Consider the following 24185-nt stretch of genomic DNA (forward strand, 5'->3'; position numbering starts at 1 on the left):
GGAGCGCAGGGTGGTCCGAGGGGCAGCCTGTGGATAACTCCGAGGCTGTCGGTGCGGAGGCCTAAGGTGGCTGTCGTGGGCGAAGCACGACGGACGGGGGACGGGCGATGGGTGGGACGGGTGTGATGACCGAAGCGGGTACGACGAAGACGCTGGGTGAGAGCGAGGCGCTGGCCACGCTCCATCGGGTCTTCGGGTACGACGCCTTCCGCGGCGAGCAGGAAGCGATCATCGAGCATGTGGTGTCGGGCGGTGACTCCGTCGTCCTCATGCCGACCGGTGGCGGCAAGTCGCTCTGCTACCAGATTCCGGCCCTGGTCAGACCTGGCACGGGCGTCGTGGTCTCTCCCCTCATCGCGCTGATGCAGGACCAGGTGGACGCGCTCCGGGCGCTCGGCGTGCGTGCCGGGTTCATGAACTCGACGCAGGACTTCGACGAGCGCCGGACGGTGGAGGCGGAGTTCCTGGCGGGAGAGCTCGACCTGATCTACCTGGCACCCGAGCGGCTGCGCCTGGACACCACGCTTGACCTGCTCTCACGCGGGAAGATCTCGGTGTTCGCGATCGACGAGGCGCACTGCGTGGCCCAGTGGGGGCACGACTTCCGCCCCGACTACCTGGCGCTCTCCGTCCTGGGCGAGCGCTGGCCCGACGTCCCGCGGATCGCGCTGACGGCCACCGCCACCCGCGCCACGCACAAGGAGATCACCCAGCGCCTGGGCATGCCGGACGCCCGGCACTTCGAGGCGAGCTTCGACCGGCCCAACATCCAGTACCGGATAGTCCCGAAGGCCGACCCCAAGAAGCAGCTGCTGGCCTTCCTGCGCGAGGAGCACACCGGCGACGCGGGCATCGTGTACTGCCTCTCGCGCAAGTCGGTCGACGCGACCGCCGAGTTCCTCGCCCGCAACGGCATCGAGGCGGTGCCGTACCACGCGGGCCTGGACGCGGGCACCCGCGCGCGCCACCAGTCGAGGTTCCTGCGCGAAGAGGGCCTGGTCGTGGTCGCCACCATCGCCTTCGGCATGGGCATCGACAAGCCGGACGTACGGTTCGTCGCCCACCTCGACCTGCCGAAGTCCGTCGAGGGCTACTACCAGGAGACCGGCCGCGCGGGACGTGACGGACTGCCGTCCACGGCCTGGATGGCCTACGGGCTTCAGGACGTGGTCCAGCAGCGCAAGATGATCCAGGGCTCGGAGGGCGACGAGGCGTTCCGGCGGCGGGCGGCCGCCCACCTGGAATCGATGCTGGCCCTGTGCGAGACGGCCCAGTGCCGGCGCTCCCAGCTCCTGGCCTACTTCGGCCAGGACCCGCACACCCCCGCGTGCGGGAACTGCGACACGTGCCTGACGCCGCCCGAGACCTGGGACGGCACGGTCGCCTCGCAGAAGCTGCTGTCCACGGTGGTGCGGTTGCAGCGCGAGCGCGGGCAGAAGTTCGGCGCGGTCCAGATCGTCGACATCCTGCTCGGGCGCCGGACCGCCAAGGTGATCCAGTTCGACCACGACCAGCTGTCCGTCTTCGGTATCGGGGAAGACCTGTCCGAGTCCGAATGGCGGGGAGTTGCACGGCAGTTGCTGGCACAGGGGCTGCTCGCGGTCGAGGGCGAGTACGGGACGCTGGCGCTGACCGAGGCGAGCGGGACGGTGCTGCGGCGCGAGCGGGAGGTGCCGTTGCGCAAGGAGCCGCCCAAGCCGGTGGTCGCCCGCTCCTCCTCCCGGGGGGAGAAGAAGTCCAAGGCCGCCGTGGCCGAGCTGGCCCCGGAGCTTGTTCCCGCCTTCGAGGCGCTGCGGGCGTGGCGTGCCGAGCAGGCTCGGGAGCAGGGGGTTCCGGCGTACGTCATCTTCCATGACGCGACGCTGCGGGAGATCGCCACGTTGTGGCCGAAGTCGGTGGCTGAGCTGGGCACGATCAGTGGGGTGGGGGAGAAGAAGCTGGCGACTTACGGGGAGGGGGTGCTGGGGGTGCTTGGCTCGTTGGGTGGGGACTCGGCTCCGGTGGAGCGTGCGGTTCCGGTGGAGCGTCAGGTGTCGGCGCCTGCGGATCCTGAGTGGCCTGAGATGGAGGAACCTGAGCCGGAGGACTGGGGGTAGGTCTGGCAGCGGGGGCCTGGTGGTGAGGGCTGGTTGGGGCCGGGGGGATCGGTGGCGCTCGGGTGAGGAGTTGGGCCGGTCGGTGGGGGAGCTGGGCCGGTCGGTGAGGGGGCGGTCGGTGGGTGCCCGGTCGGTGGGTGGGCGCCCTGCGGTCGGTGGGGGGGGCGGGGGCGTGCCGGTACGTCCCGCCCGTCGCCGCCGGATCAGACGTCGGGCAGGAGCGGAGGGTCCGGTGACGCGAACGTACGCGACGGGCATCTGGACGTACCGGCACGCCCCCTTCCGCCGGTGGGAGGGTGCGGGCCGCGGGGGCTTCCGGTGTGGCGGCAGGCCTTCTTCTGGCGCGCGCTGTCAGCGAGTTGGGGGACTTGCCGGTCGTCTCACTACGGTTGGGGCATGACTGTGATCCGACTGGTTCTTGTCGATGACGATCCGCTGGTGAGGGCCGGGCTGTCGTTCATGATGGGGGGTGCCGAGGACATCGAGATCGTGGGCGAGGCCGCGGACGGGAGTGAGGTGGAGGAGGTCGTCGACCGTGGTCGGCCGGACGTCGTTCTGATGGACATCCGGATGCCGAAGGTGGACGGACTCGTCGCCACCGAGCGGTTGCGGGCACGCAAGGACGCTCCTCGTGCTCACCACCTTCCACGCCGACGAGCAGGTACTACGGGCGCTGCGCGCGGGGGCGGCCGGGTTCGTCCTGAAGGACACGCCGCCGGCGGAAATCCTCGCGGCGGTACGACGGGTCGCGGCCGGCGATCCCGTGCTGTCGCCCACCGTCACGCGCCAGTTGATGGCCCATGCCGCCGGATCCTCCCTCGACACCCGGCGGGCCGGGGCCCGTTCGCGGATCGCCACTCTGAACGACCGTGAGCGCGAGGTCGCCGTGGCGGTCGGGCAGGGCAGGGCCAACGCCGAGATCGCCACCGAGCTCTTCATGAGCGTCGCCACCGTCAAAACACACGTCTCGCGCATCCTGGCCAAGCTCGACCTCAACAACCGCGTGCAGATCGCCCTGTTGACGTACGACGCCGGGTTGCTCGACGAAGAGAAGGGCGGCCACTGGTCGGGCGGCCCGGACGGTCCGCGGTGACGGGCTGGGGCGCCCGGCCCGAAAGCCGCGCGCCCGCCCGTCGCGTACGCCCGAGGGGCTGGGGTCAGTCCCGTCCGCCGGGGATCTCCGCCAGCCGTACCGGGCGGCGCTCGGCCCGGGACAGCTCGCACGCCTCGGCGATGCGCAGGGCGTGCAGGGCCTCACGGCCGTCGCACGGGTTGGAGCGTTCGCCGCGGACGACCTCCACGAAGGCGGCGAGCTCGGCCTCGTAGGCGGGGCCGAAGCGCTCCAGGAAGCCCATCCACGGCTTGTCGGCGGCCGGCGGTCCGGCCGGTTCCGTGGAGGTGATCGGCGTACGGTCGTCCAGGCCGACGCCGATCTGGTCCAGCTCGCCCGCGAGTTCCATGCGGACGTCGTAGCCCGCGCCGTTCAGCCGGGTCGCCGTGGCCGTGGCGAGGGTGCCGTCGTCGAGGGTGAGGACGGCGGCGGCGGTGTCGATGTCCCGGGCCTCGCGGAACATCGCGGGGCCCGCGTCCGACCCGGTCGCGTACACCTCGACGACCTCCCGGCCGGTGACCCAGCGCAGTATGTCGAAGTCGTGGACGAGGCAGTCGCGGTAGAGCCCGCCGGAGAGCGGGAGATAGTCGGCGGGCGGCGGTGACTGGTCGGACGTCATCGCCCGCACGGTGTGCAGCCGTCCCAGCCTTCCGGACCGCACGGCCTCGCGCGCCGCCGCGTAGCCCGAGTCGAAGCGGCGCTGGAAGCCGAGCTGGAGTACGGTTCCGGCCGCGTCGACCTCGGCGAGCGCGGCCAGCGTGCCCGGCAGGTCCAGAGCGATGGGCTTCTCGCAGAAGACCGGGAGTCCGGAGCGGGCCGCCCGGCCGATCAGTTCGGCGTGTGCGGAGGTCGCCGCGGTGATGACCACGGCATCCACCCCCCAGGTGAAGATCTCGTCCACGGTGGGAGCCGCCGTGGCACCCAGCTGGTCCGCGAGCCCCTGAGCCCGTGCGGAGTCCGCGTCCGTGACGATGAGAGAGCCGACCTCACGGTGGCGGCTCAGGGCGGTCGCGTGGAATGTACCGATACGACCCGTTCCGATGAGTCCGATGCGCATGGCTACAAACTGAGGGTGGACCCGGCACCCTGTCAATGGTTTGTCCGGACAATCGAACTTCACAACTTCCCGTCAACATCTCACGGAGCTACGCTCGGGCCGTGCCGAAACCAGATGTGGATCCGACCGTGCCGCTGCAGCTCAGCGTCGACCGCAGCAGTCCCGTTCCGCTCTACTTCCAGCTGTCCCAGCAGCTGGAGGCGGCGATCGAGCGCGGAACGCTGACCCCCGGCAGCCTGCTGGGCAACGAGATCGAGCTCGCCGGCCGGCTCGGGCTGTCCCGGCCCACGGTCCGCCAGGCCATCCAGTCCCTCGTCGACAAGGGCCTGCTCGTACGGCGTCGAGGCGTCGGCACCCAGGTCGTGCACAGCCAGGTCAAGCGTCCCCTGGAGCTCAGCAGCCTGTACGACGACCTGGAGGCGGCCGGGCAGCGCCCCGCGACCCGGGTGCTCGTCAACACCGTGGAGCCGGCGTCCGCCGAGGTCGCGGCCGCTCTCGCGGTGGCCGAGGGCAGCGACGTACACCGCGTCGAGCGGCTGCGGCTCGCCCACGGGGAGCCGATGGCGTACCTCTGCAACCATCTGCCGCCGGGGCTGCTGAAGCTCGACTCCGCCCAGTTGGAGGCCACCGGTCTGTACCGGATGATGCGGGCCACGGGTATCACGCTGCACAGCGCCCGCCAGTCCATCGGCGCCCGCGCGGCCACCGACGTGGAGGGCGAGCGGCTCGGCGAGCCCGCCGGGGCGCCGTTGCTCACCATGCAGCGCACCACCTTCGACGACACCGGCCGCACGGTCGAGTTCGGGTCCCACACCTACCGGGCCTCGCGCTACTCGTTCGAGTTCCAGCTCCTCGTACGGCCGTGACCCGGGACCGCCAGGAGTTCCGGGACTCGCTTCGGGCAAGAGCCAATCTCAATCGTAAGAATGTTCTGACAATTTCATTGACTGGTGCGCGGACCCGGAGCTAGAACTCCCCACAGCCGCAAAGGGGCGGCGGGAGAGAGGGTGGTCCCACCATGCGTACAGCCCGAACAGCAGCAGCCTTGATAGCCGTGGTCGCGCTCGCGGCCGGGTGCAGCAGCTCCGGCGGCAAGGACTCCGAGGACTCGGCGAGCGGCAGCTCCGGCGGCAAGGCCGCGGACACACCCCGTCTGAAGATCGCCATGGTGACCCACTCCGGGGAGGGCGACACCTTCTGGGACATCGTCCAGAGCGGCGCCAAGCAGGCGGCGAGCAAGGACAACGTCGAGTTCCTGTACTCGAACGACAAGGAAGCCAACGGGCAGGCCCAGCTCGTCCAGGCCGCGATCGACAAGAAGGTCGACGGCATCGTCGTCACGCTGGCCAAGCCCGAGGCCATGAAGGACGTCCTCGCCAAGGCCGGGCAGGCGGGCATCCCGGTCGTCACGATCAACTCGGGCGCGGAGTACTCCAAGGAGTACGGGGCGCTCGTGCACTTCGGCCAGGACGAGTCGGTCGCCGGCGAGGCGGTGGGCGAGGAGCTGAACGGGCGCGGTCTGAAGAAGGCCGTCTGCGTCATCCACGAGCAGGGCAACGTCTCCCTGGAACAGCGCTGCGCGGGTGTGAAGAAGACCTTCAAGGGCTCCCTGGAGAACCTCAACGTCGACGGCACCAACGCCCCCGCCTCCCAGTCCTCCATCGAGGCCAAGCTCCAGGCCACCGCCGACATCGACGCCGTCGTCACGCTGGGCGCGCCTGTCGCCGCCATCGCGGTGAAGGCCAAGGAGGACTCCGGCAGCAAGGCGGAGATCGCCACCTTCGACCTCAACGCCGAGGTGGTCAAGCGGCTGAAGGCCAAGGAGGTCGGCTTCGCCGTCGACCAGCAGCCCTACCTCCAGGGCTACGAGGCCGTCGACGAGCTGTGGCTCTACAAGACCAACGGCAACGTGCTCGGCGGCGGCCAGACCGTCCTCACCGGACCCGCGATCGTCACCGAGAAGGACGTCCCCCAACTGGAGAAGTACACCGCGCGCGGGACCCGCTGATGGGGTGCATGATCCCCGTGGTCGATACTTGGCCGTTTGGGGCCGGTGAGACGCCGGACCCCGGGGCCTACGGAACGGCCCGCCGGGCCGCTTCGCGGGCCCCGGCGCACCAAGCGGCACAGCAAGAAGGGCACGGCCTCGTGGCACGGACTCGAACCTGGGTAGGCATCGCGCTCGCAGGGGCGCTGGGAGTGTCCCTCGCGGGATGCAGCGGCACCGGCGGCAAGCGGGCCGAGGACGCCCGCGAGGCGGCGGCGGCCCAGGGGAAGGCCGCGGTGAACACGCCCAACTGGACCTTCGCCATGATCACCCACTCGGGTGACGGCGACACCTTCTGGGACATCGTCCAGAGCGGCGCGAAGCAGGCCGCCGTCAAGGACAACATCAACTTCCTGTACTCGCACGACGACGAGGCGCAGCAGCAGGCGCAGCTCGTCGACGCCGCGGTCGACAAGAAGGTCGACGGCATCATCGTCACCCTCGCCAAGCCCGACGCCATGAAGGCGGCGATCGCGCGCGCCGAGAAGGCCGGCATCCCCGTGATCACGGTGAACTCGGGCTCCGAGGAGTCCAAGGAGTTCGGCGCGCTCACCCACATCGGCCAGGACGAGACGATCGCCGGTGAGGCCGTGGGTGACGAACTGAACGAGCGGGGCAGGAAGAAGGCCCTGTGCATCCTGCACGAGCAGGGCAACGTCGGCCACGAGCAGCGCTGCGCCGGCGTCAAGGAGACCTTCGACGGCACCGTCGAGAACCTCTACGTCACCGGCACGAGCATGCCCGACGTGCAGTCCTCGATCGGCGCCAAGCTCCAGGCCGACAAGTCCATCGACACCGTCGTGACGCTCGGCGCGCCGTACGCGGACACCGCCGTCAAGGCCAAGGAGGACGCGGGCAGCAAGGCCGAGATCGACACCTTCGACCTGAACGCGAAGGTGGCGACGGAGCTCAAGGACGGCACGCTCGGCTTCGCCGTCGACCAGCAGCCCTATCTCCAGGGCTACGAGGCCGTGGACCTGCTCTGGCTCTACAAGTACAACGCCAACGTCCTCGGCGGCGGCAAGCCGGTCCTCACCGGACCGCAGATCATCACCAAGGACATGGCCGCCGAGCTGGAGGAATACACCAAGCGGGGGACCCGATGACCGCTACAGCACCAGCGCCGACGCCCTCGCCCGGCGCGAAGACCGACGAACGCCTGCTCAAGACCTCGCCGTGGCGCAAACTCATGGGCCGCCCCGAGCTGGGCTCGGTGGTCGGCGCGATCGCGGTCTTCCTCTTCTTCGCGATCTTCGCGGACAGCTTCGTACGGGCCGCCAGCCTCAGCACGGTCCTGTACGCCTCCTCGACCATCGGCATCATGGCCGTACCGGTCGCGCTGCTGATGATCGGCGGCGAGTTCGACCTGTCCGCGGGCGTCATGGTGACGTCGTCCGCGCTGGTCTCCTCGATGTTCAGCTACCAGATGACCACCAACGTCTGGGTCGGCGTCCTCGTCTCGCTGGTCGTCACGCTGGCCATCGGCGTCTTCAACGGCGTCCTGCTGACCCGCACCGACCCGCCCAGCTTCATCATCACGCTCGGCACCTTCCTGATGCTGACCGGTATGAACCTCGGCTTCACCAAGCTGATCAGCGGCACGGTCTCCACCAAGTCGATCTCCGACATGGAGGGCTTCTCCTCCGCCAAGGACGTCTTCGCCTCGACGATCACCGTCGGCGGCGTCGACTTCAAGATCACGATCGTGTGGTGGCTGGTCCTGATCGTCGTCGCCACCTGGATCCTGCTGCGCACCCGCGTCGGCAACTGGATCTACGCGGTGGGCGGCGGCGAGGAAGCGGCCCGCGCGGTCGGCGTGCCGGTGAACAAGACGAAGATCGGCCTCTACATGGGCGTCGCCTTCGGCGCCTGGATCTCCGGCCAGCACCTGCTGTTCTCGTTCGACGTCGTGCAGTCCGGCGAGGGCGTCGGCAACGAGCTGACGTACATCATCGCGGCCGTCATCGGCGGCTGCCTGATCACCGGCGGCTACGGGTCCGCGGTCGGCGCGGCGGTCGGTGCCCTGATCTTCGGCATGGTCAGCAAGGGCATCGTGTTCGCCGAGTGGAACCCGGACTGGTTCAAGTTCTTCCTGGGAGTGATGCTGCTCCTGGCGACCCTGCTCAACCACTGGGTCCGCAAGCGCGCGGAGGCGACGAAATGACGACGGACGCGGAAAAGAACACGGACGCGGCCGGCACGGAACGTGCGGCGCTCGTCGAGCTCGACGACGTCAGTAAGTACTACGGCAACATCCGCGCCCTCGAAGGCGTCTCCCTGGAGGTACACGCGGGCGAGATCTCCTGTGTACTGGGCGACAACGGCGCGGGCAAGTCGACCCTCATCAAGATCATCGCGGGGCTGCACCAGCACGACGCCGGCATCCTGCGCATCGAGGGCGAGGAGACACGGCTGTCGTCCCCGCGCGACGCCCTGGACCGCGGTATCGCCACGGTCTACCAGGACCTCGCCGTCGTCCCGCTGATGCCGGTCTGGCGGAACTTCTTCCTCGGCTCCGAGCCCTCCAAGGGCTCCGGCCCCTTCAAGCGCATGGACGTCGACCTCATGCGCCGGACGACCCACGCGGAACTCCTGCGCATGGGCATCGACCTGCGCGACGTCGACCAGGCCATCGGCACCCTCTCCGGCGGCGAACGCCAGTGCGTGGCGATCGCCCGCGCCGTCTACTTCGGCGCCAAGGTCCTCGTCCTCGACGAGCCCACCGCGGCCCTCGGCGTCAAGCAGTCCGGTGTGGTCCTCAAATACGTGGCCGCCGCCCGGGACGCGGGACTCGGTGTCGTCCTGATCACCCACAACCCGCACCACGCGTACCTGGTGGGAGACCGCTTCGTACTCCTGAAGCGGGGCACGATGTCCGGCAGTCACCTGCGCGACGAGATCACGCTCGACGAGCTGACCCGCCAGATGGCGGGCGGGAGCGAGCTGGACGACCTGCGTCACGAGCTGGAACGCACCACCTGAGGGCTGGGGGGCCGCGGGAGCGGCCCCGGCGAGCCCGTGGCCCGCGGATCGGCCCGACGCCTCCACGGTCTCCCACCGTGCAGGCCAGCGCGCGAGTAGGGCAGAATCGGCGCGATGAGCACCTACCGCGACCTCGCACACCGCGGCTCCGCGCGGGCCACCGTCCTGCGGACCGTGGGTACGCGCGAGCGCCGTTCCCACCTCACGGCCCCCCGTGTTCCCACCGTCGGCATCGACATCGGCGGCACGAAGGTGATGGCCGGGGTCGTCGACGCCGACGGCAACATCCTGGAGAAGCTCCGCGCCGAGACGCCGGACAAGTCCAAGAGCCCCAAGGTCGTCGAGGACACCATCGTCGAACTGGTCCTGGACCTCTCCGACCGGCACGACGTGCACGCGGTGGGCATCGGCGCGGCCGGCTGGGTCGACGCCGACCGCAACCGCGTCCTGTTCGCCCCGCACCTGTCCTGGCGCAACGAGCCCCTCCGGGACCGCATCTCCAGCCGCCTCGCCGTCCCCGTGCTGGTCGACAACGACGCCAACGCCGCCGCCTGGGCCGAGTGGCGCTTCGGCGCAGGACGCGGCGAGGACCACCTCGTCATGATCACGCTGGGCACCGGCATCGGTGGCGCGATCCTGGAGGACGGCCAGGTCAAGCGCGGCAAGTTCGGCGTGGCGGGCGAGTTCGGCCACATGCAGGTCGTGCCGGGCGGACACCGCTGCCCGTGCGGCAACCGCGGCTGCTGGGAGCAGTACAGCTCCGGCAACGCGCTGGTCCGCGAGGCCCGCGAGCTCGCTGCCGCCGACTCCCCGGTGGCCTACGGACTCATCGAGCACGTCAAGGGCAGTATCGGCGACATCAGCGGCCCGATGATCACCGAGCTGGCCCGCGACGGCGACGCCATGTGCATCGAGCTGCTCCAGGACATCGGCCAGTGGCTCGGCGTCGGCATCGCCAACCTGGCCGCGGCCCTCGACCCCTCCTGCTTCGTCATCGGCGGCGGCGTCAGCGCGGCCGACGACCTGCTGATCGTCCCGGCGCGGGACGCGTTCCGCAGGCACCTCACCGGTCGCGGCTACCGCCCCGAGGCCCGCATCGCCCGCGCCCAGCTCGGCCCCGAGGCCGGCATGGTCGGGGCCGCCGACCTCGCCCGGCTCGTCGCCCGCCGCTTCCGGCGCGCCAACCGCCGCAGAGTGGAGCGCTACGAGCGGTACGAACGCTTCGTGGAATCCCGCCGCACCTCGCAGGAGACGCTGTGACGGCCTCGCTGCCGCGCCAGGCATCCCCGCCCGACGAGCCCGAACGGCCGCCGGAGGACCCGCGCCACAAGTTCCGCCGCCGCGCGCTCACCCTGTTGATCATCGGGCTCCTCATCGGCGTCCCGGCCGGCTATCTGGTGATCTCCGCCAACCAGAGCCGCGACGCGGGCAAGCAGAAGGAGAAGAAGTACTCGGCGACCGGCCTCACCGCGGGCTGGCCCTCGCGCGTCCAGCGCCGCCTGTACGAGATCCCCATCCCGAGCAAGTCCACCGACGTCGCCTACTACGAGACGAACAACTGGAAGACCAGCCGCCTGTACGTCCAGTTCGGCACCGACAGCGCGGGCCTGGACAGGTTCCTCGGCCATGCCGACGCCACCCGTGCCACGCTCCAGACGGACGAACTCACCATCAACGCCCGCGACCAGGCGGTCGTCGGCTGGAAGTTCACCGGCCCTGGCCCGTGGTCGAGCCTCGTCCACAAGCAGAAGGCCCCGGCACCCACCCTGGACATCGTCGTGAACCTCGCCGACCCCGAGCACCCCATGGTGTACGTGGTCTCGCGGACCACTCCCTGACGGGCGCCGCAGCTCACCCGCGCCGTCGCCGAGGCCGGTTGTCAGACCCCGCCCGTAGAGTCGAGGACAACTGATTCGACCGAAGGGCGGGAGGTGAGCGGGCACATGCGGAACGACATGGACACGGTGGACAGGACGACGGTGCCCGTGCGGCTCGCCGCCGTATTCCTGCCCGCGCCGCTGCCGCGCGCGGGGCGCGTCGCCTTCTGGGACCCGGAGGGCGAGCCGCCGCCCAGCGACGGAGGGGCGCCGTCGTCCGCCGGGAGCACGCAGTGGTGGCCGTCCGGCGAGCCGACCGAGCTCACGGTCGTACGGCCGCACGGTTCGGGTGCCCGCAGAGGCACCGTCCCCGCCCTGACCCTGCCGATCGCCGACGCGCTGCCGCTGCTGGCCGGCGCACGCCGCCACCCCGCCGCGCATCCCGCCACGGCCTGCTGGGGCGCCGCGGCGCTGCACGCGCTGCGGCTCGTCGCGCGCGGGCGGCTGCTGCCGGGGCTGACGGCCGAGGGCTTCGACGCCTGGCGCGCGGGCCCACTGGACCCGGACGACATCGCCCACCTGAGGGCGGTGGCAGCGGCCCTGCCCTACGAAGGGCATGCCGTACCCCTCCCCGGCAAGGGCCCGCTCCGGCTGCCGGAACCGGAAGCGCTGATGCGGTCCTTCCTGGACGCGGTCGCCGACACCCTGCCGCGCACGCCCGCCGCGCGCTACACCTCCGGCAAGCCCTTCGCGGCCGTCGAGCCGCAGCGGCTGCCCGGCGGTCACGACTGGGCCGCGGAGGTCGCCGCGGGCATGGACGCGGGCGTGCGGATCTCCCTGCGCCTGGACCTGTCGGCGTACCAGCTCTTCGACGACAGCGAGGGAGCGCGCCGCGCGGGTGCGGCCGTCGTGCAGGTCCACAGCCTCGCCGACCCCACCCTCGTCGTGGACGCCGCCGCGCTGTGTGCGGGCGAGGCGGACGCGGTGTTCGGTCCCCGCGCGCGCGTGGACGCCGCCCTCGCCGTCCGTCGCGCGGCGCGCGTCTGGCCTCCCCTGGACCGGCTGTCCGAGCAGGACGTGCCCGACGTGCTCGCACTCTCCGAGGAGGAGTTGTCCGACCTGCTCGGCGTGGCGGCGAACCGGCTCGGCGCGGCCGGAGTCGCCGTGCACTGGCCCAGGGACCTCGCCCACGACCTGAGTGCGGCGGCAGTGGTGCGCTCGGCGCCCGGGTCGGCCACGGACGGCACCGGGTTCTTCGAGAGCGAGGAACTGCTCCAGTTCCGCTGGCAGTTGGCCCTCGGCGGCGACCCGCTCACCGAGGCCGAGATGGACACACTGGCCGAGGCCCACCGTCCTGTCGTACGGCTGCGGGACCAGTGGGTGCTCGTCGACCCGGCCCTCGTCCGCAAGGCCCGCAAACGCGAACTGGGCCTGCTCGACCCGGTCGACGCGCTCTCCGTCGCACTCACCGGCACCGCCGAGGTCGACGGCGAGACGGTCGAGGCGGTGCCGGTGGGCGCCCTGGCCGCGTTGCGCGACCGGCTGACGGCCGGCGTGGTCCCCGTCGAGCCGCCCCCCGGCCTCGATGCCCGGCTCCGGGACTACCAACTCCGAGGCCTGGCATGGCTGGACCTCATGACCTCCCTCGGCCTCGGCGGCTGCCTCGCCGACGACATGGGGCTCGGCAAGACCGTCACGCTCATCGCGCTGCATCTGCGCCGGGACCGCGCCGAACCGACCCTGGTCGTCTGCCCGGCCTCGCTGCTGGGCAACTGGCAGCGGGAGATCAACCGTTTCGCGCCCGGCGTCCCGGTCCGCCGCTTCCACGGGCCCGACCGCACCCTGCAAGACCTCGAAGGCGGCTTCGTCCTCACCACCTACGGCACGATGCGGTCCGCCGCGGCGCACCTCGCCCAGCAGAGCTGGGGCATGGTCGTCGCGGACGAGGCCCAGCACGTCAAGAACCCCTACTCGGCCACGGCGAAGGCGCTGCGGACCATTCCGGCCCCCGCCCGCGTGGCGCTGACCGGCACCCCCGTGGAGAACAACCTCTCCGAACTATGGGCCCTGCTCGACTGGACGACCCCTGGACTGCTCGGCCCCCTCAAGTCCTTCCGCGCCCGGCACGCGCGCGCCGTGGAGAACGGCGAGGACGAGGAGGCGGTGACCCGGCTGGCGCGGCTGATCCGCCCCTTCCTGCTCCGCCGCAAGAAGTCGGACCCCGGGATCGTCCCCGAACTCCCGCCCAAGACGGAGACCGACCACCCGGTCCCGCTGACCCGCGAACAGGCCTCGCTCTACGAGGCGGTGGTCCGCGAGTCGCTGCTCGCCATCGAGACCGCCGACGGCATCGCGCGCCGGGGCCTCGTCCTGAAACTCCTCACCTCCCTCAAGCAGATCTGCGACCACCCGGCGCTGTATCTGAAGGAGGACGCCCGGACGGCCGCCCACGGGCCCTCCGCCCGCTCCGGCAAACTCACCCTGCTGGACGAGCTGTTGGACACGCTGCTCGCCGAGGACGGCTCGGCACTCGTCTTCACGCAGTACGTGGGCATGGCCCGGCTGATCACCGCCCACCTGGCCGCCCGCGCGGTCCCCGTGGAACTCCTCCACGGCGGAACGGCGATCCCCGAGCGCGAACACATGGTGGACCGTTTCCAGAGCGGTTCGACCCCGATCCTGGTGCTCTCGCTCAAGGCCGCGGGCACCGGCCTGAACCTCACCCGTGCCGGGCACGTCGTCCACTTCGACCGCTGGTGGAACCCCGCCGTCGAGGAGCAGGCCACCGACCGCGCCTACCGCATCGGCCAGACCCAGCCCGTCCAGGTCCACCGCCTCATCACCGAGGGCACGGTGGAGGACCGCATCGCCGAGATGCTCGAAGCGAAGCGGGCCCTCGCGGACGCGATCCTGGGCTCCGGCGAGGCGTCTCTCACCGAGCTGACCGACCACGAGCTGTCGGACCTGGTGTCCCTCCGGAGGTCCGAGTGAGTACCGACGAGGAGGAGACCCCGGGGGCCGAGGGCACCGACCGGTCGCCCGCTGAGCGCGAGGCCCGCCCCGCCGACGCGGCACGCCGGGCTCTGCGGGCCGCGCGGGAGCGTGAGGGCCGGGGGGACGGGGCGGCCGATGGTGAGCAGGGGCGGCCGCCTGTCGGGCCGGGTGAACGAGACCCGGCCGGTCCGCGTCCTCCGAGGGGGGTTTCTCCGGGAGGGCGACCCGGGGACGTGGCGCGGGAGGCTCTGCGGCGGGCGTCGGCGACGCCCGCGACGCCTGGGACGTCCGCCTCGGCCTCGGTGTCGGCGTCTGTGTCGGGAGAGCGCGTGGACGGGGATGTGGCTGAGGCTGAGGTGGCCGACGGAGCCACGGCGGACTCGGCCTCGCCTCGGCCTGCCGTCGACCGGCCTTCTGCCGAGCCCGGGGCCGGGGCTGCCCCCGGGGCCGGAGGCGCTGGAACCGGTGCCGGCGGCATCGGAACCGGGGCCGGGACTGTGGCCGGAACTGCGGCCGGGATCGGGGACGGGGGAGAGGGCGAGGCAGGGGCGGAGAGCACCCCGACGGCCGCACCTGTCGCGGAGGGGTCCCGCCCGGGAGACGTCGCGCGTGAGGCGTTGCGCGCCGCGCGGGGTGCTGCCGTGGCAAGGCGGAACCGGGCGGAAGCCGCACCGAAGAGGACAACGAGCGCTGGCGGCAGGGGAGTTGACAAGGGCCGCCGGTCCACCGACTCATCGCCCACCACCTCCAGGGCTCGGCAGAACGCCCGCGACCAGAACCGCCGAACCCAGGCCCAGGACCTACGCGACCTGCTCGCCGGAGCGTTCCAGTTGCCCTCCGACGTGACAGAGCCGGAGGAGACGCGCCTCGACACGACACCGGTGGAGGCGGCACCGCCCGACACGGCACCCCTCGACGCGACGCAACCCGCCGAGGCGTCCACCGAGGCGTCCACCGAGGCGTCCGTCCTTGATGCCGATGCCGATGCCGATGCCGACCAGACAGCGAGCCGCCCCGCAGCACCGCCGTACGGCCAGTCCGAGGCGAGCCCAAGTCCGGCCGCCGCAGAGCCCGATGACGGAGCAGCCGCACTCCTGGAGTCGCCGCCGACTTCCGCCGAGCGCGGAGCGGCGGACCGGCGTACGGCTCAACCGACTGACGCGCCCGCCCCGCACCGGCATCCCGCACGGTCAGAGGACGCGCCCGTCGCGCCCGCGGATCCGTCGGACCACGAGGCCCTTCCTGGCCGGCCGTCGGCCCGTTCCGGGGACGCGCCCGTCGCGCCCCCGAACTCATCGCCCCCGGCGCAGCCCGGCGCCCCAGGTGTCGGCGCCTCGGGCGGGCCGGCCTCGCCCGCGAGGGCGGCGACGCAGGGCCTGTACCTCGTGCCCGAGACGTCGGCGGAGCGGCCCCCGGGGGTTGCCGCGCGGCTCCCGCGTTCCATGGGATCTCCGGGGCGTGACGGCGAGTTGAGGCGGACGTTCGAGGCGTTCGCGGCGCGGGCGTCGGACGCCGACGGCTTCGCGGAGACGTGGTGGGGGAACGCGTGGGTGCGCGCGCTGGAAGAGGGGGCGCTCGATCCCGCGCGGCTCGCACGGGGAAGGACGTACGCGGGGCGCGGGCACGTGGACGCGATCACGGTGACACCGGGACTGGTGCTCGCGTACGTGCACGGCAGCAGGCCACGGCCCTACCGCGTACAGGTCGGGGTGGGGACGCTGTCCGACAGCGACTGGGACCGTTTCCTCGACGCGGTCGCCGAGCGGCCCGGGGACATCGCCGCGCTGCTCGACAAGGAGATGCCCAAGTCGCTGGCCGAGTGCGGCGTCGCCCTGCTCCCCGGCCCCGGCGAGCTCGAACCGCACTGCGGCTGCCCCGACTTCGGGCACCCCTGCAAGCACGCCGCCGCCCTCTGCTACCAGACCGCACGGCTGCTGGACGAAGACCCCTTCGTACTGTTCCTGCTGCGCGGCCGCGGCGAACGCGAACTGCTCGACGAACTGTCCCGCCGCAACGCGGCCCGGATCGCCCGCGCCGCGCAGGACCAGGAACCCGCCCCCCTCCCCGGCGTCCGCGCCCGCGACGCCCTCACCCGACGCGTACTGGCTCCCCTCCCGGCGCCGCTCCCACCGCCCGCGCACCCCGAGCAGCCGCCGACCTACCCCGGCGCGCCGGGCGGCCCGGACCCGTTCGCGCTGGACCAGTTGGCCACCGACGCGGCGGCTCGCGCGCACGCGATCCTCACCGCGGGCCGCGACCCCGTCGCCGAACTGACCCTCTGGCAGGACGCGGTGCGCCTCGCCGCCGCCAGACCCGGTTCCGGTCTCACCGTCACGACCCGCGCCCTCTACGCCTCACTCGCGACCGCCGCCGGACGGACCCGGGCCGACCTGACGCGGGCGGTGGCCGCCTGGCGGCAGGGCGGCTTCGAGGGGCTCACCGTCCTGGAGGAGCCCTGGGACCCGCCCGCGGGCCGTTTCGACCGGGCCCGCCCGCTGCTCCTCGCCGCCGACCTCCCCGCCTTCCGCCCCTGGCGCAACCACCTCACCCACCCCCGAGGCCACGCCCAGCTCCGCCTCGGCCACAGCGGCCTCTGGTACGCCTACGAGTCGGAGCCGGGCCAGGACGACTGGTGGCCCCGCGGCACCCCCGACCTCGACCCGGTCGGCGCGCTCACGGGCCTCGGCGCGTCCGGCGACCTCTGACACGGGCGCCGCGTCTCCTCCCGCCCAACTCGCCCAACTCGCCCAACCCGCCCAACCCGCACAAGCCGCCCATCCCGCCCCGGCGCCCCGCCGGTCGCGGCTTCACGGCACCGACTGCCCCGATTTCCCGGCGAGTTGGCGACCGGACTCGTAGCATGGCGTCATGTTCCTCAGCGACCCCCGCCCCGTCCCGCGGTCCCGCGCGCGTTCGTCGCGCGGCTGTTGTCGCTGACCCTCGCGTTGTCGCTGAGCCTCGCGTCGTCGACGCTCCTCGCCACGGACCGGTCCGTGGCACGGCCGTCCCGGTCCCACCGACGACGCAACAGCTTTGACGTCACAGCTCCAGCGCCATCGTTCTGACGCCACAGCTCCGACGCCATGGCTCCTCCGTGGTTCCGCCACCTCCAGGGTGCCGTCGGTGCCGTCCCCCGGTCGCGCGGCCCGCCGCACCCCGCCGTGCTCCCCGCGTTCGCCTCCCGCCCCGAAAGGCAGGCCCCTCCATGTCCCGGACGCCCCACCTTCCGAACGCCGAATCCGCCTACGACCGACGCAGACTCCGCCAGTGGCTGGCGGGAGACGCGCGGGCCGACGGCGTGGACCGCCGTGACCTGCTCAGGCTCCTCGCCGCCGCCGGACTCACCGCCACCGTGCCCACGGCGTTCGGCAAGCCCGCAGCGGCCGCCGCCGGGACGCCGGTGACTCCCGCCGCGACCGTTCCCGGCATCGTGAAACCCCTGCCGGACGACTGGTTCACGGCCCGCGGTACGAACGCCGAGACCAAGTTCGCGTCCCTAGCCGGTACCGGCTACCACACCCCCAACGACCACTTCTTCGTCCGCAACCACACGGCCACGCCCCTGCTGGACGCCGCGGCGTGGAGCCTCACGCTCTGGGGCGACGGGCTCGCGGGCGAGAAGCCGGTCGAGTTCACCCTCGACCACCTGAAGAGGCTCCCCGCCACCACCCGCACGGCGTTCGTGGAGTGCGCGGGCAACGGGCGCAGCTTCTTCACGACCCAGCAGGGCCAGGCGGTCAGCGGCACGGCGTGGACGCTCGGCGCGATCGGCACGGCCCGCTGGAAGGGCGTAAGGCTGGCCGAGGTGCTGCGCAGAGCCGGACTCACGGACCGTACCGTGGACGTCCTGCCGCGGGGCCTGGACGCCGAGTACGTCACCGTCGACGGCACCAACCTCGGTCGTGTCCGCCGCCCGCTGCCGCTCTCCAAAGCGCTGGACGACGTACTGCTCGCGTACGAGATGAACGGCGAACCCCTTCCTCCCGACCACGGCCACCCGGTACGCGTCCTCGTGCCCTCCTGGGTGGGCATCGCCTCGATCAAGTGGGTCGGCGACATCGAGGTGTCCGCGCAGCCGCTTTACTCGCCCTGGAACACCGACTTCTACCGGCTGTTCGGTAGCGCCTATCCCGAAGGCGGCAGCGCGCCCCTCACCCGGCAGACCCTCAAGAGCGCCTTCGAACTCACCTGGAACGCGAGCCTCGCGGCCGGTGCCCGGCACCGGCTCACCGGCCGTTCCTGGTCGGGCGGCCGTGGCGTCGCGCGCGTCGACGTGAGCACCGACGGCGGCGCGAACTGGCGGCGGGCCCGGCTGTACGACGCGCCGAGCCGTACCGGCTGGGTCCGCTGGTCCACCGACTGGCGTCCGACGACTCCGGGGACGTACACCCTGCTGGCCAGGGCGACCGACACCACGGGCCGCACCCAGCCGGAGACGACCGTCCCGAACACGCAGGGTTACCTCTTCGACGCGGTGGTCCGGCACCCCGTCCAGGTGTCCTGACCGCGGGCGGCCGTTGCGGCACGGGAGGCGAAAACAGGTACGAGTACGGACGCGTTGAGCGGGAATCCGTCGTTCAAAAGCCACGACGAGAGGCGCGCCTGCGATGCTCGAAGCTGATCCGATGGTCCTGCGGACTCTCCTCGCACGGTACGCGGAGGCCCGTTTCGCCTACGCGCTCAGCGTGAACGCGCGTACCGCCGAGGCCCTCGACGAGGTCGCCGACGCCCTGTGTGCGGCGACCGCGTCGGCCACGGTGGAAGAGGCCATCGCTGCCGCGGACATGGTGCTGGAATCGGCCCGGAACGTCGGCCCCGTCCTCGTGGGAAGCCCGCGGCCCGAACTCGCCGCCAGCTGACATCCGCAGGTCAGCAGCTCCTCGACGACTCTCCGACGACTCCTCGACGACTCCCCCGTCCTCTCCTCGACGGGTGCGTCGGCGTCATGCCCGAGTCGTCCCCGCCGCATGGTCCGGATCATGAGGGGTACCTGGGTCGGACCCCTGCAACCGGGTGCCCGACCAGGCACTTAACCGGTTCGCCATGCCCGAGGACAGAGGAGAGACAGTGGATCAGCAGAACGTGTTCGTCATAGGCCTGGACGACAGCAACATGCGCACCCTGGAAGCGGTCCCCGACGCGGAGCGCTACCGGTTCCTGCCGCTGCTGACCATGGACGAGCTCCAGGTCGGCGAGGTGTCGGTGCCCGCCCTGCTGGAGAAGGCCCAGTCCATACTGGACGGTTTCGACGGGACGGTCGACGCCATCGTCGGCTACTGGGACTTCCCGGTCAGCACCCTCGTGCCGCTGCTGTCCGAGCGCTACGGCACGCGGAGCACCAGCCTCGAATCCATCGTCAAGTGCGAGCACAAGTACTGGAGCCGGCTGGAACAGCAGAAGGTCGTGACCGAGCACCCCCGCTTCGGCAGGGTCGATCTGTCTACGTCCGATCCGCGTCCCCCGGAAGGGATGACGTTCCCGATGTGGGTCAAGCCCGCGCTGTCGTACTCCTCCGAGCTGGCCTTCGGGGTGAAGAACCAGGAGGAGTTCGCCGCGGCGGTCGCCGAGATACGCGACGGCATCAGCCGGGTCGGGCGGCCCTTCGACCACATCCTCGACCAGCTCGACCTGCCGCCCGAGATGGAGGGCGTCGGCGGGCAGGTCTGTCTCGCGGAGGAGGCGCTCACCGGCCTCCAGGTGGCGGTGGAGGGATACGTCCACGACGGCGAGGTCACCGTCTACGGTGTGCTGGACTCCATCAACTACCCGGGCAGCTCGTCGTTCCTGCGCCACCAGTACCCGTCCACGCTTCCCGCGCCGGTCCTGCAGCGACTGCGTGACGTGTCGAAGCGGGTGATCAAGCAGATCGGCATGGACTCCGCCACCTTCAGCATCGAGTACTTCTACGATCCCGGTGCCGACGAACTCAACCTGCTGGAGATCAACCCCCGGCACTCGCAGTCGCACGCGGAGCTCTTCGAGTACGTCGACGGTGTCCCCAACCACCACCACATGCTCAGCCTCGCCCTCGACAAGGACCCGGCCGTGGCCCGGGGTGCGGGACCCTACCGGTTGGCCGCCAAGTGGTACTACCGCTGGTTCGCCGACGGTGTCGTCCACGGCGTCCCGGACGAGGAGGCCGTACGCCGTATCGAGCGGGAGATCCCCGGAGTCCGCGTCGACATGATCCCCGACGAGGGCCAGCGGCTGTCGCGGATGCCCGAGCAGGACAGCTACAGCTTCGAGGTGGCCCACATCTTCACCGGCGGCGACAGCGAGGAGGAACTGCGCGAGAAGTTCGACCGCTGCGTCGCCGCACTGCACCTGGCCTTCGACGGAGTCGCTCCCGCGGACGACGACGGAACGACGGCCTGAGCCGCGCGACCGCGGACGGAGGAGTCCGCGAGCGGCCCGCCGTGCGGCACGGACGGAGATCCCGGCCGTGTGGCAGCCGAGCCGCTGGGCAGCAGACCAGCCGAGCCGCGAGCACCAGGAGGTGGACGCCCGTATGCGTTCTGTGAGCAATCTGCCCCACGAGACGACCGAGGAAGAACACGTCGTCATCCCCATGTCCGACGGCGTGAACCTCTCCGCGCGGATCTGGCGGCCGGTCTCGTCGGAGGCGCAGCCGGTGCCGGCGATTCTGGAGTACATCCCCTACCGCAAGCGGGACCTGAGCTCGGTGCGCGACTCGCAGCACCACCCCTACATCGCCGGGCACGGTTACGTCTGTGCCCGTGTCGACCTCCGCGGTACCGGTGACTCCGAGGGGGTGCTCACGGACGAGTACCTGGAGCGCGAGCAGGCCGACGCCGAGGAAGTGCTCGCCTGGCTGGCCGACCAGCCGTGGTGCGACGGCAGGACCGGCATGATGGGCCTCTCGTGGGGCGCCTTCGCCGCGCTCCAGGTGGCCGCCAGGCAGCCCCCGAGCCTGCGGGCGATCGTCATCTCGTCCTTCACCGACGACCGTTACGCCGACGACATGCACTACATGGGCGGCGCCATGCTCTCCGACAACCTCGCCGAGGCGGGCACCATGTTCGCCTACGCCACCTGCCCGCCGGATCCGGCCGTGGTGGGCGAGCGATGGCGCGAGATGTGGCATGAACGCATGGAGCACAGCAGCCCCTGGGTGCTGGAATGGCTGCGCCATCAGCGCCGCGACGCCTACTGGGAGCACGCCTCGGTCTGCGAGGACTACTCCCGCGTACGGTGCCCGGTGCTGGCCTCCAGCGGCTGGGCCGACGGCTACTCCAACGCGGTGACGCGGCTGCTGGGCAACCTGGAGGTACCGCGCAAGGGGCTGATCGGGCCGTGGTCGCACAAGTTCCCGCACCTGGGGGAGCCCGGCCCCGCCATCGGCTACCTCCAGGAGGTCGTCGCCTGGTGGGACCACTGGCTCAAGGACGTCGACAACGGCATCATGGACGGCCCGATGCTTCAGACCTGGATGCAGGAGAGCGTGCCCCCGTCCACGTCGTACGAGGAACGGCCCGGCCGCTGGGTGGGCGAGCCGGCCTGGCCCTCCCCGCACATCGAACCCACCGAACTCCCGCTGAGCCGGCACCGTATCGGCAGGCCCGGCGAGGTGCCGGGGACCACGGACACGCTCACCGTGCGATCGCCACTGTCCGTGGGGCAGTTCGGCGGCAAGTGGGCGTCGTACAACGCCCCGCCGGACCTCCCCTACGACCAGCGCGAGGAGGACGGCGGTTCCCTCGTCTTCGAGACGGACGTACTCACCGAGCAATTGGAGATCTTGGGGTCCCCGACCGTCCGACTCGACCTGTCCGCAAGCGAACCGGTGGCGATGGTCGCGGCCCGGCTCTCCGACGTCGCCCCCGACGGAAGCGCCACCAGGGTCACGTACGGGCTGCTGAACCTCACCCACTGCGAGACACCCGGCGACCCGCGCCCGCTCGAACCCGGTGAGCGGTACTCGGCGACCGTCCAACTCAACAGCGTGGCCCAGGCGTTCCCGCCCGGACACCGCGTCCGGCTCTCCCTGTCCACCTCCTACTGGCCGCTGGCGTGGCCGCCGCCCAAGCCGGTTCTGCTGAGCGTGCGCGAAGGGACCAGCAGCCTGACGCTGCCGGTGCGGCCGGTCGACGCGCCCGACCACCTGCCCCTGAAGCCCTTCGGCGAGCCCGAGGGCAGCCCGCCGCTGGCGACCACCCAGCTCGCCGCGCCGGAGCAGCGCTGGGAGGTGCGGCGCGACCTGATCGACTACCACTCCGCGCTGGAGATCGTGAAGGACCGCGGGCTGGTGCGGTACGAGGACATCGGCCTCGACGTCGGCCTGCGCGCCTTCGAACGCTACGCGTCCGTCGCCGACGACCTGACCTCGGTCAGCGGTGAGGCCGCCTGGACCATGCGTTTCCACCGCGCGGACTGGGACGTACGGGTGGAGACCCGCACGGTACTGCGGTGCACGGAGGGCGAGTTCCTCGTCGACGCCACCCTCGACGGCTACGAGAACGACCGCCGGGTCTTCTCCCGCACCTGGAACGAGACGCTGCCCCGCGATCTCCTCTGACGCCGCCCCGGCCGCACGGCGCACCCTGTCAGAGGACGCACCCGACCCGGGCCGCGGCTCCGGCAGGGGTGCCGAAGGCGTGGTGGCGGACATAGACGGTGATCCGCGCCCCGTTGACACGGGTTGTTCCGTACTCGCGGAAGTGGCGTCGCAGGGTGCCGGCTTTCGCTGCTTCCCGCGGGTCGGTCGCCGAGAACGTACCTGCCGCGCGGACCGCGACGATCCGGTCGAACTCCAGCATGCGTGCCGCGATGTCCGGGGCGGGAAGCTCGACACCTCCGAGTGTGTTCGACGCGGCGGGGTCCCGTGCCAGGGCGAGATCCGTCAGGAAGCGGGTGTCCTCGGGGTTGGCCGCGGTCAGGACCCGGTGCCGGCCGGAGAGATAGAGCAGCCCGTCGCCGGGACGGCCTTCCCTTCGTACGGTGGCGCCGATGGCGGTGGCGTCGTTGCTCCGGCTCTGGGGCGTCCTCAGCGACATGCTCGTCGGGACGAGCGCGGCCAGTGCGGCGACCGCCGCGATCCACGCGCTGCGGGAACACCGCCGCAGCCGGTGGAAGTAGTCCCACCAGGCGCCCAGCAGCAAGGCGATTCCGATGTTGCTGAAGAGCACGTACCGGTCGACGAAAAGCGGCTTGAGCGGTGAAACGATCAGCAGCAGAAGGCCCGGAAGCACCAGGATCGGCACAGCCAGCACGGAAAGCCGAACGGGCCCCCTCACCCCCAGGGGTGCCAGGGCACACACCATGCCCACCACCGCCGCCACCAGGAAATAACGAAGCCGCACCGGTCCGCCGATCCAGGACACCTGCTCCGACTGCCCCGCACTGCGGATCGCCAGCGGCAACAGCCCCGCCACCACGCCCGCGGCAGCCGCACTCCACGCCCTCAGCACCGGTCGTGGAACGCGGGAGAGGACCAGGGTGACGCCGTGTGCGAGCAGGGCGAGGACGGCGAACTCATGGAGCAGGCAGGCCAGCAGCATGGTGGAGCCATAGACCGCCCACCGCCGCCGCGCGCGATGCGGGACGGCGGCCACGAGCGCATAGGTGGCCCAGGTGACCAGGGCACACACCATGGCGTACGAGCGGCCTTCCTGCGCGTACTTCTGCACCTGCGGGAGGAGCGGAAACACCAGCCCGGCCAGCAGCCCGGCACGCGGTCCCGCCAGGCGCGACCCCAGAAGCCCGACTCCGGCCGCTGCCGAGGCCATCGCCAACACGGACGGCAGCCGCAACGTCAGCAGCCCGGCGCCGAAGAGACCGAAGATCTCATGCATCACGGCGTAGTAGAGGGCATGGACCAGATCCACCTGCTGGGCGGTGAGCCATATCTGCGAAAGATCGCGGCGAGCCACCTGATAGGTGACGGACTCGTCCCCCCACATCGTGTTCTTCCTGCGGATACCCCAGAGCCCCAGAGCGACGGCCAGCGCCAGGGGCGCGATGACGACAAGGGCTGTGGAGGGGCCCGGTGACTGCCGACGGGCGGGTTGGGGAGGGGAAACCGTCCTGGCCGCGGTGGGGGCACGTTCATCAAGGGACATCG

General features: G+C 71.5%; 16 protein-coding genes and 1 pseudogene. 15 read left to right on the top strand and 2 right to left on the bottom strand.

Translation table 11 applies throughout. The annotated features are described in order from the left end of the window. Positions 1-107: 107 nt before the first annotated feature. Positions 108-2096, top strand: coding sequence for a DNA helicase RecQ (gene recQ, locus ACIP79_RS23960; protein WP_401226526.1), 1989 nt, complete (start codon positions 108-110; stop codon positions 2094-2096). 396 nt (positions 2097-2492) lie between these two features. After that, positions 2493-3189, top strand: a pseudogene (locus ACIP79_RS23965) (response regulator). 64 nt (positions 3190-3253) lie between these two features. Here ACIP79_RS23965 and ACIP79_RS23970 read toward each other — a convergent pair. Next, positions 3254-4264, bottom strand: coding sequence for a Gfo/Idh/MocA family oxidoreductase (locus ACIP79_RS23970; RefSeq protein ID WP_387185349.1), 1011 nt, complete (start codon positions 4262-4264; stop codon positions 3254-3256). A 128-nt stretch (positions 4265-4392) separates the two neighbouring features. Between ACIP79_RS23970 and ACIP79_RS23975 the strand changes: the two genes are divergently transcribed. From ACIP79_RS23975 to ACIP79_RS24035, 13 genes are all read left to right on the top strand, one after another. Next, positions 4393-5130 (top strand): GntR family transcriptional regulator, encoded by a 738-nt coding sequence (locus tag ACIP79_RS23975; protein WP_383688786.1) that lies wholly within the window; start codon positions 4393-4395, stop codon positions 5128-5130. A 152-nt stretch (positions 5131-5282) separates the two neighbouring features. Continuing rightward, a complete protein-coding gene (locus ACIP79_RS23980) occupies positions 5283-6272 on the top strand; it encodes a sugar ABC transporter substrate-binding protein (RefSeq protein ID WP_401226527.1) in 990 nt (329 codons plus the stop codon). Between the two features lie 140 nt (positions 6273-6412). Next, positions 6413-7417 (top strand): sugar ABC transporter substrate-binding protein, encoded by a 1005-nt coding sequence (locus ACIP79_RS23985; protein ID WP_401226529.1) that lies wholly within the window; start codon positions 6413-6415, stop codon positions 7415-7417. Beyond that, complete coding sequence (locus ACIP79_RS23990; protein WP_401226531.1) at positions 7414-8475, top strand: ABC transporter permease; 1062 nt, start codon at positions 7414-7416, stop codon at positions 8473-8475. The genes ACIP79_RS23985 and ACIP79_RS23990 overlap by 4 nt, the downstream gene beginning before the upstream one ends. Then, positions 8472-9293 carry an ATP-binding cassette domain-containing protein gene (locus ACIP79_RS23995; RefSeq protein WP_401226532.1) on the top strand — a complete coding sequence of 274 codons (822 nt, stop codon included), beginning with the start codon at positions 8472-8474 and terminating at the stop codon, positions 9291-9293. Before ACIP79_RS23990 ends, ACIP79_RS23995 begins: the two co-directional genes overlap by 4 nt. Before the next feature lie 114 nt (positions 9294-9407). Next, positions 9408-10553: an ROK family glucokinase gene (locus tag ACIP79_RS24000; protein WP_401226533.1), complete on the top strand. Its 1146-nt coding sequence runs from the start codon at positions 9408-9410 to the stop codon at positions 10551-10553. Further along, on the top strand, positions 10550-11131 hold the full coding sequence (locus ACIP79_RS24005) for a sugar kinase (RefSeq protein ID WP_387185358.1): 582 nt from the start codon (positions 10550-10552) through the stop codon (positions 11129-11131). The genes ACIP79_RS24000 and ACIP79_RS24005 overlap by 4 nt, the downstream gene beginning before the upstream one ends. Before the next feature lie 105 nt (positions 11132-11236). Next, a complete protein-coding gene (locus ACIP79_RS24010) occupies positions 11237-14101 on the top strand; it encodes a DEAD/DEAH box helicase (protein WP_401226535.1) in 2865 nt (954 codons plus the stop codon). 845 nt (positions 14102-14946) lie between these two features. Continuing rightward, on the top strand, positions 14947-16809 hold the full coding sequence (locus ACIP79_RS24015; protein WP_401226537.1) for an SWIM zinc finger family protein: 1863 nt from the start codon (positions 14947-14949) through the stop codon (positions 16807-16809). A gap of 500 nt (positions 16810-17309) precedes the next feature. Continuing rightward, positions 17310-18608, top strand: a complete 1299-nt coding sequence (locus tag ACIP79_RS24020; RefSeq protein WP_401226539.1) for a sulfite oxidase — start codon at positions 17310-17312, stop codon at positions 18606-18608. A 103-nt stretch (positions 18609-18711) separates the two neighbouring features. Further along, positions 18712-18963: a DUF5133 domain-containing protein gene (locus tag ACIP79_RS24025; protein ID WP_401226540.1), complete on the top strand. Its 252-nt coding sequence runs from the start codon at positions 18712-18714 to the stop codon at positions 18961-18963. Between the two features lie 184 nt (positions 18964-19147). Beyond that, a complete protein-coding gene (locus ACIP79_RS24030; protein WP_401226541.1) occupies positions 19148-20479 on the top strand; it encodes an acetyl-CoA carboxylase biotin carboxylase subunit family protein in 1332 nt (443 codons plus the stop codon). Positions 20480-20612: 133 nt separating this feature from the next. Next, positions 20613-22640, top strand: a complete 2028-nt coding sequence (locus tag ACIP79_RS24035; protein ID WP_401226542.1) for a CocE/NonD family hydrolase — start codon at positions 20613-20615, stop codon at positions 22638-22640. A 28-nt stretch (positions 22641-22668) separates the two neighbouring features. Here ACIP79_RS24035 and ACIP79_RS24040 read toward each other — a convergent pair whose 3' ends face one another. Then, positions 22669-24183: a glycosyltransferase family 39 protein gene (locus ACIP79_RS24040; protein WP_401226543.1), complete on the bottom strand. Its 1515-nt coding sequence runs from the start codon at positions 24181-24183 to the stop codon at positions 22669-22671. Between the last annotated feature and the right edge of the window lie 2 nt (positions 24184-24185).

The sequence above is a fragment of the Streptomyces sp. NPDC088747 genome, from assembly GCF_044751025.1.
GTDB lineage: Bacteria > Actinomycetota > Actinomycetes > Streptomycetales > Streptomycetaceae > Streptomyces.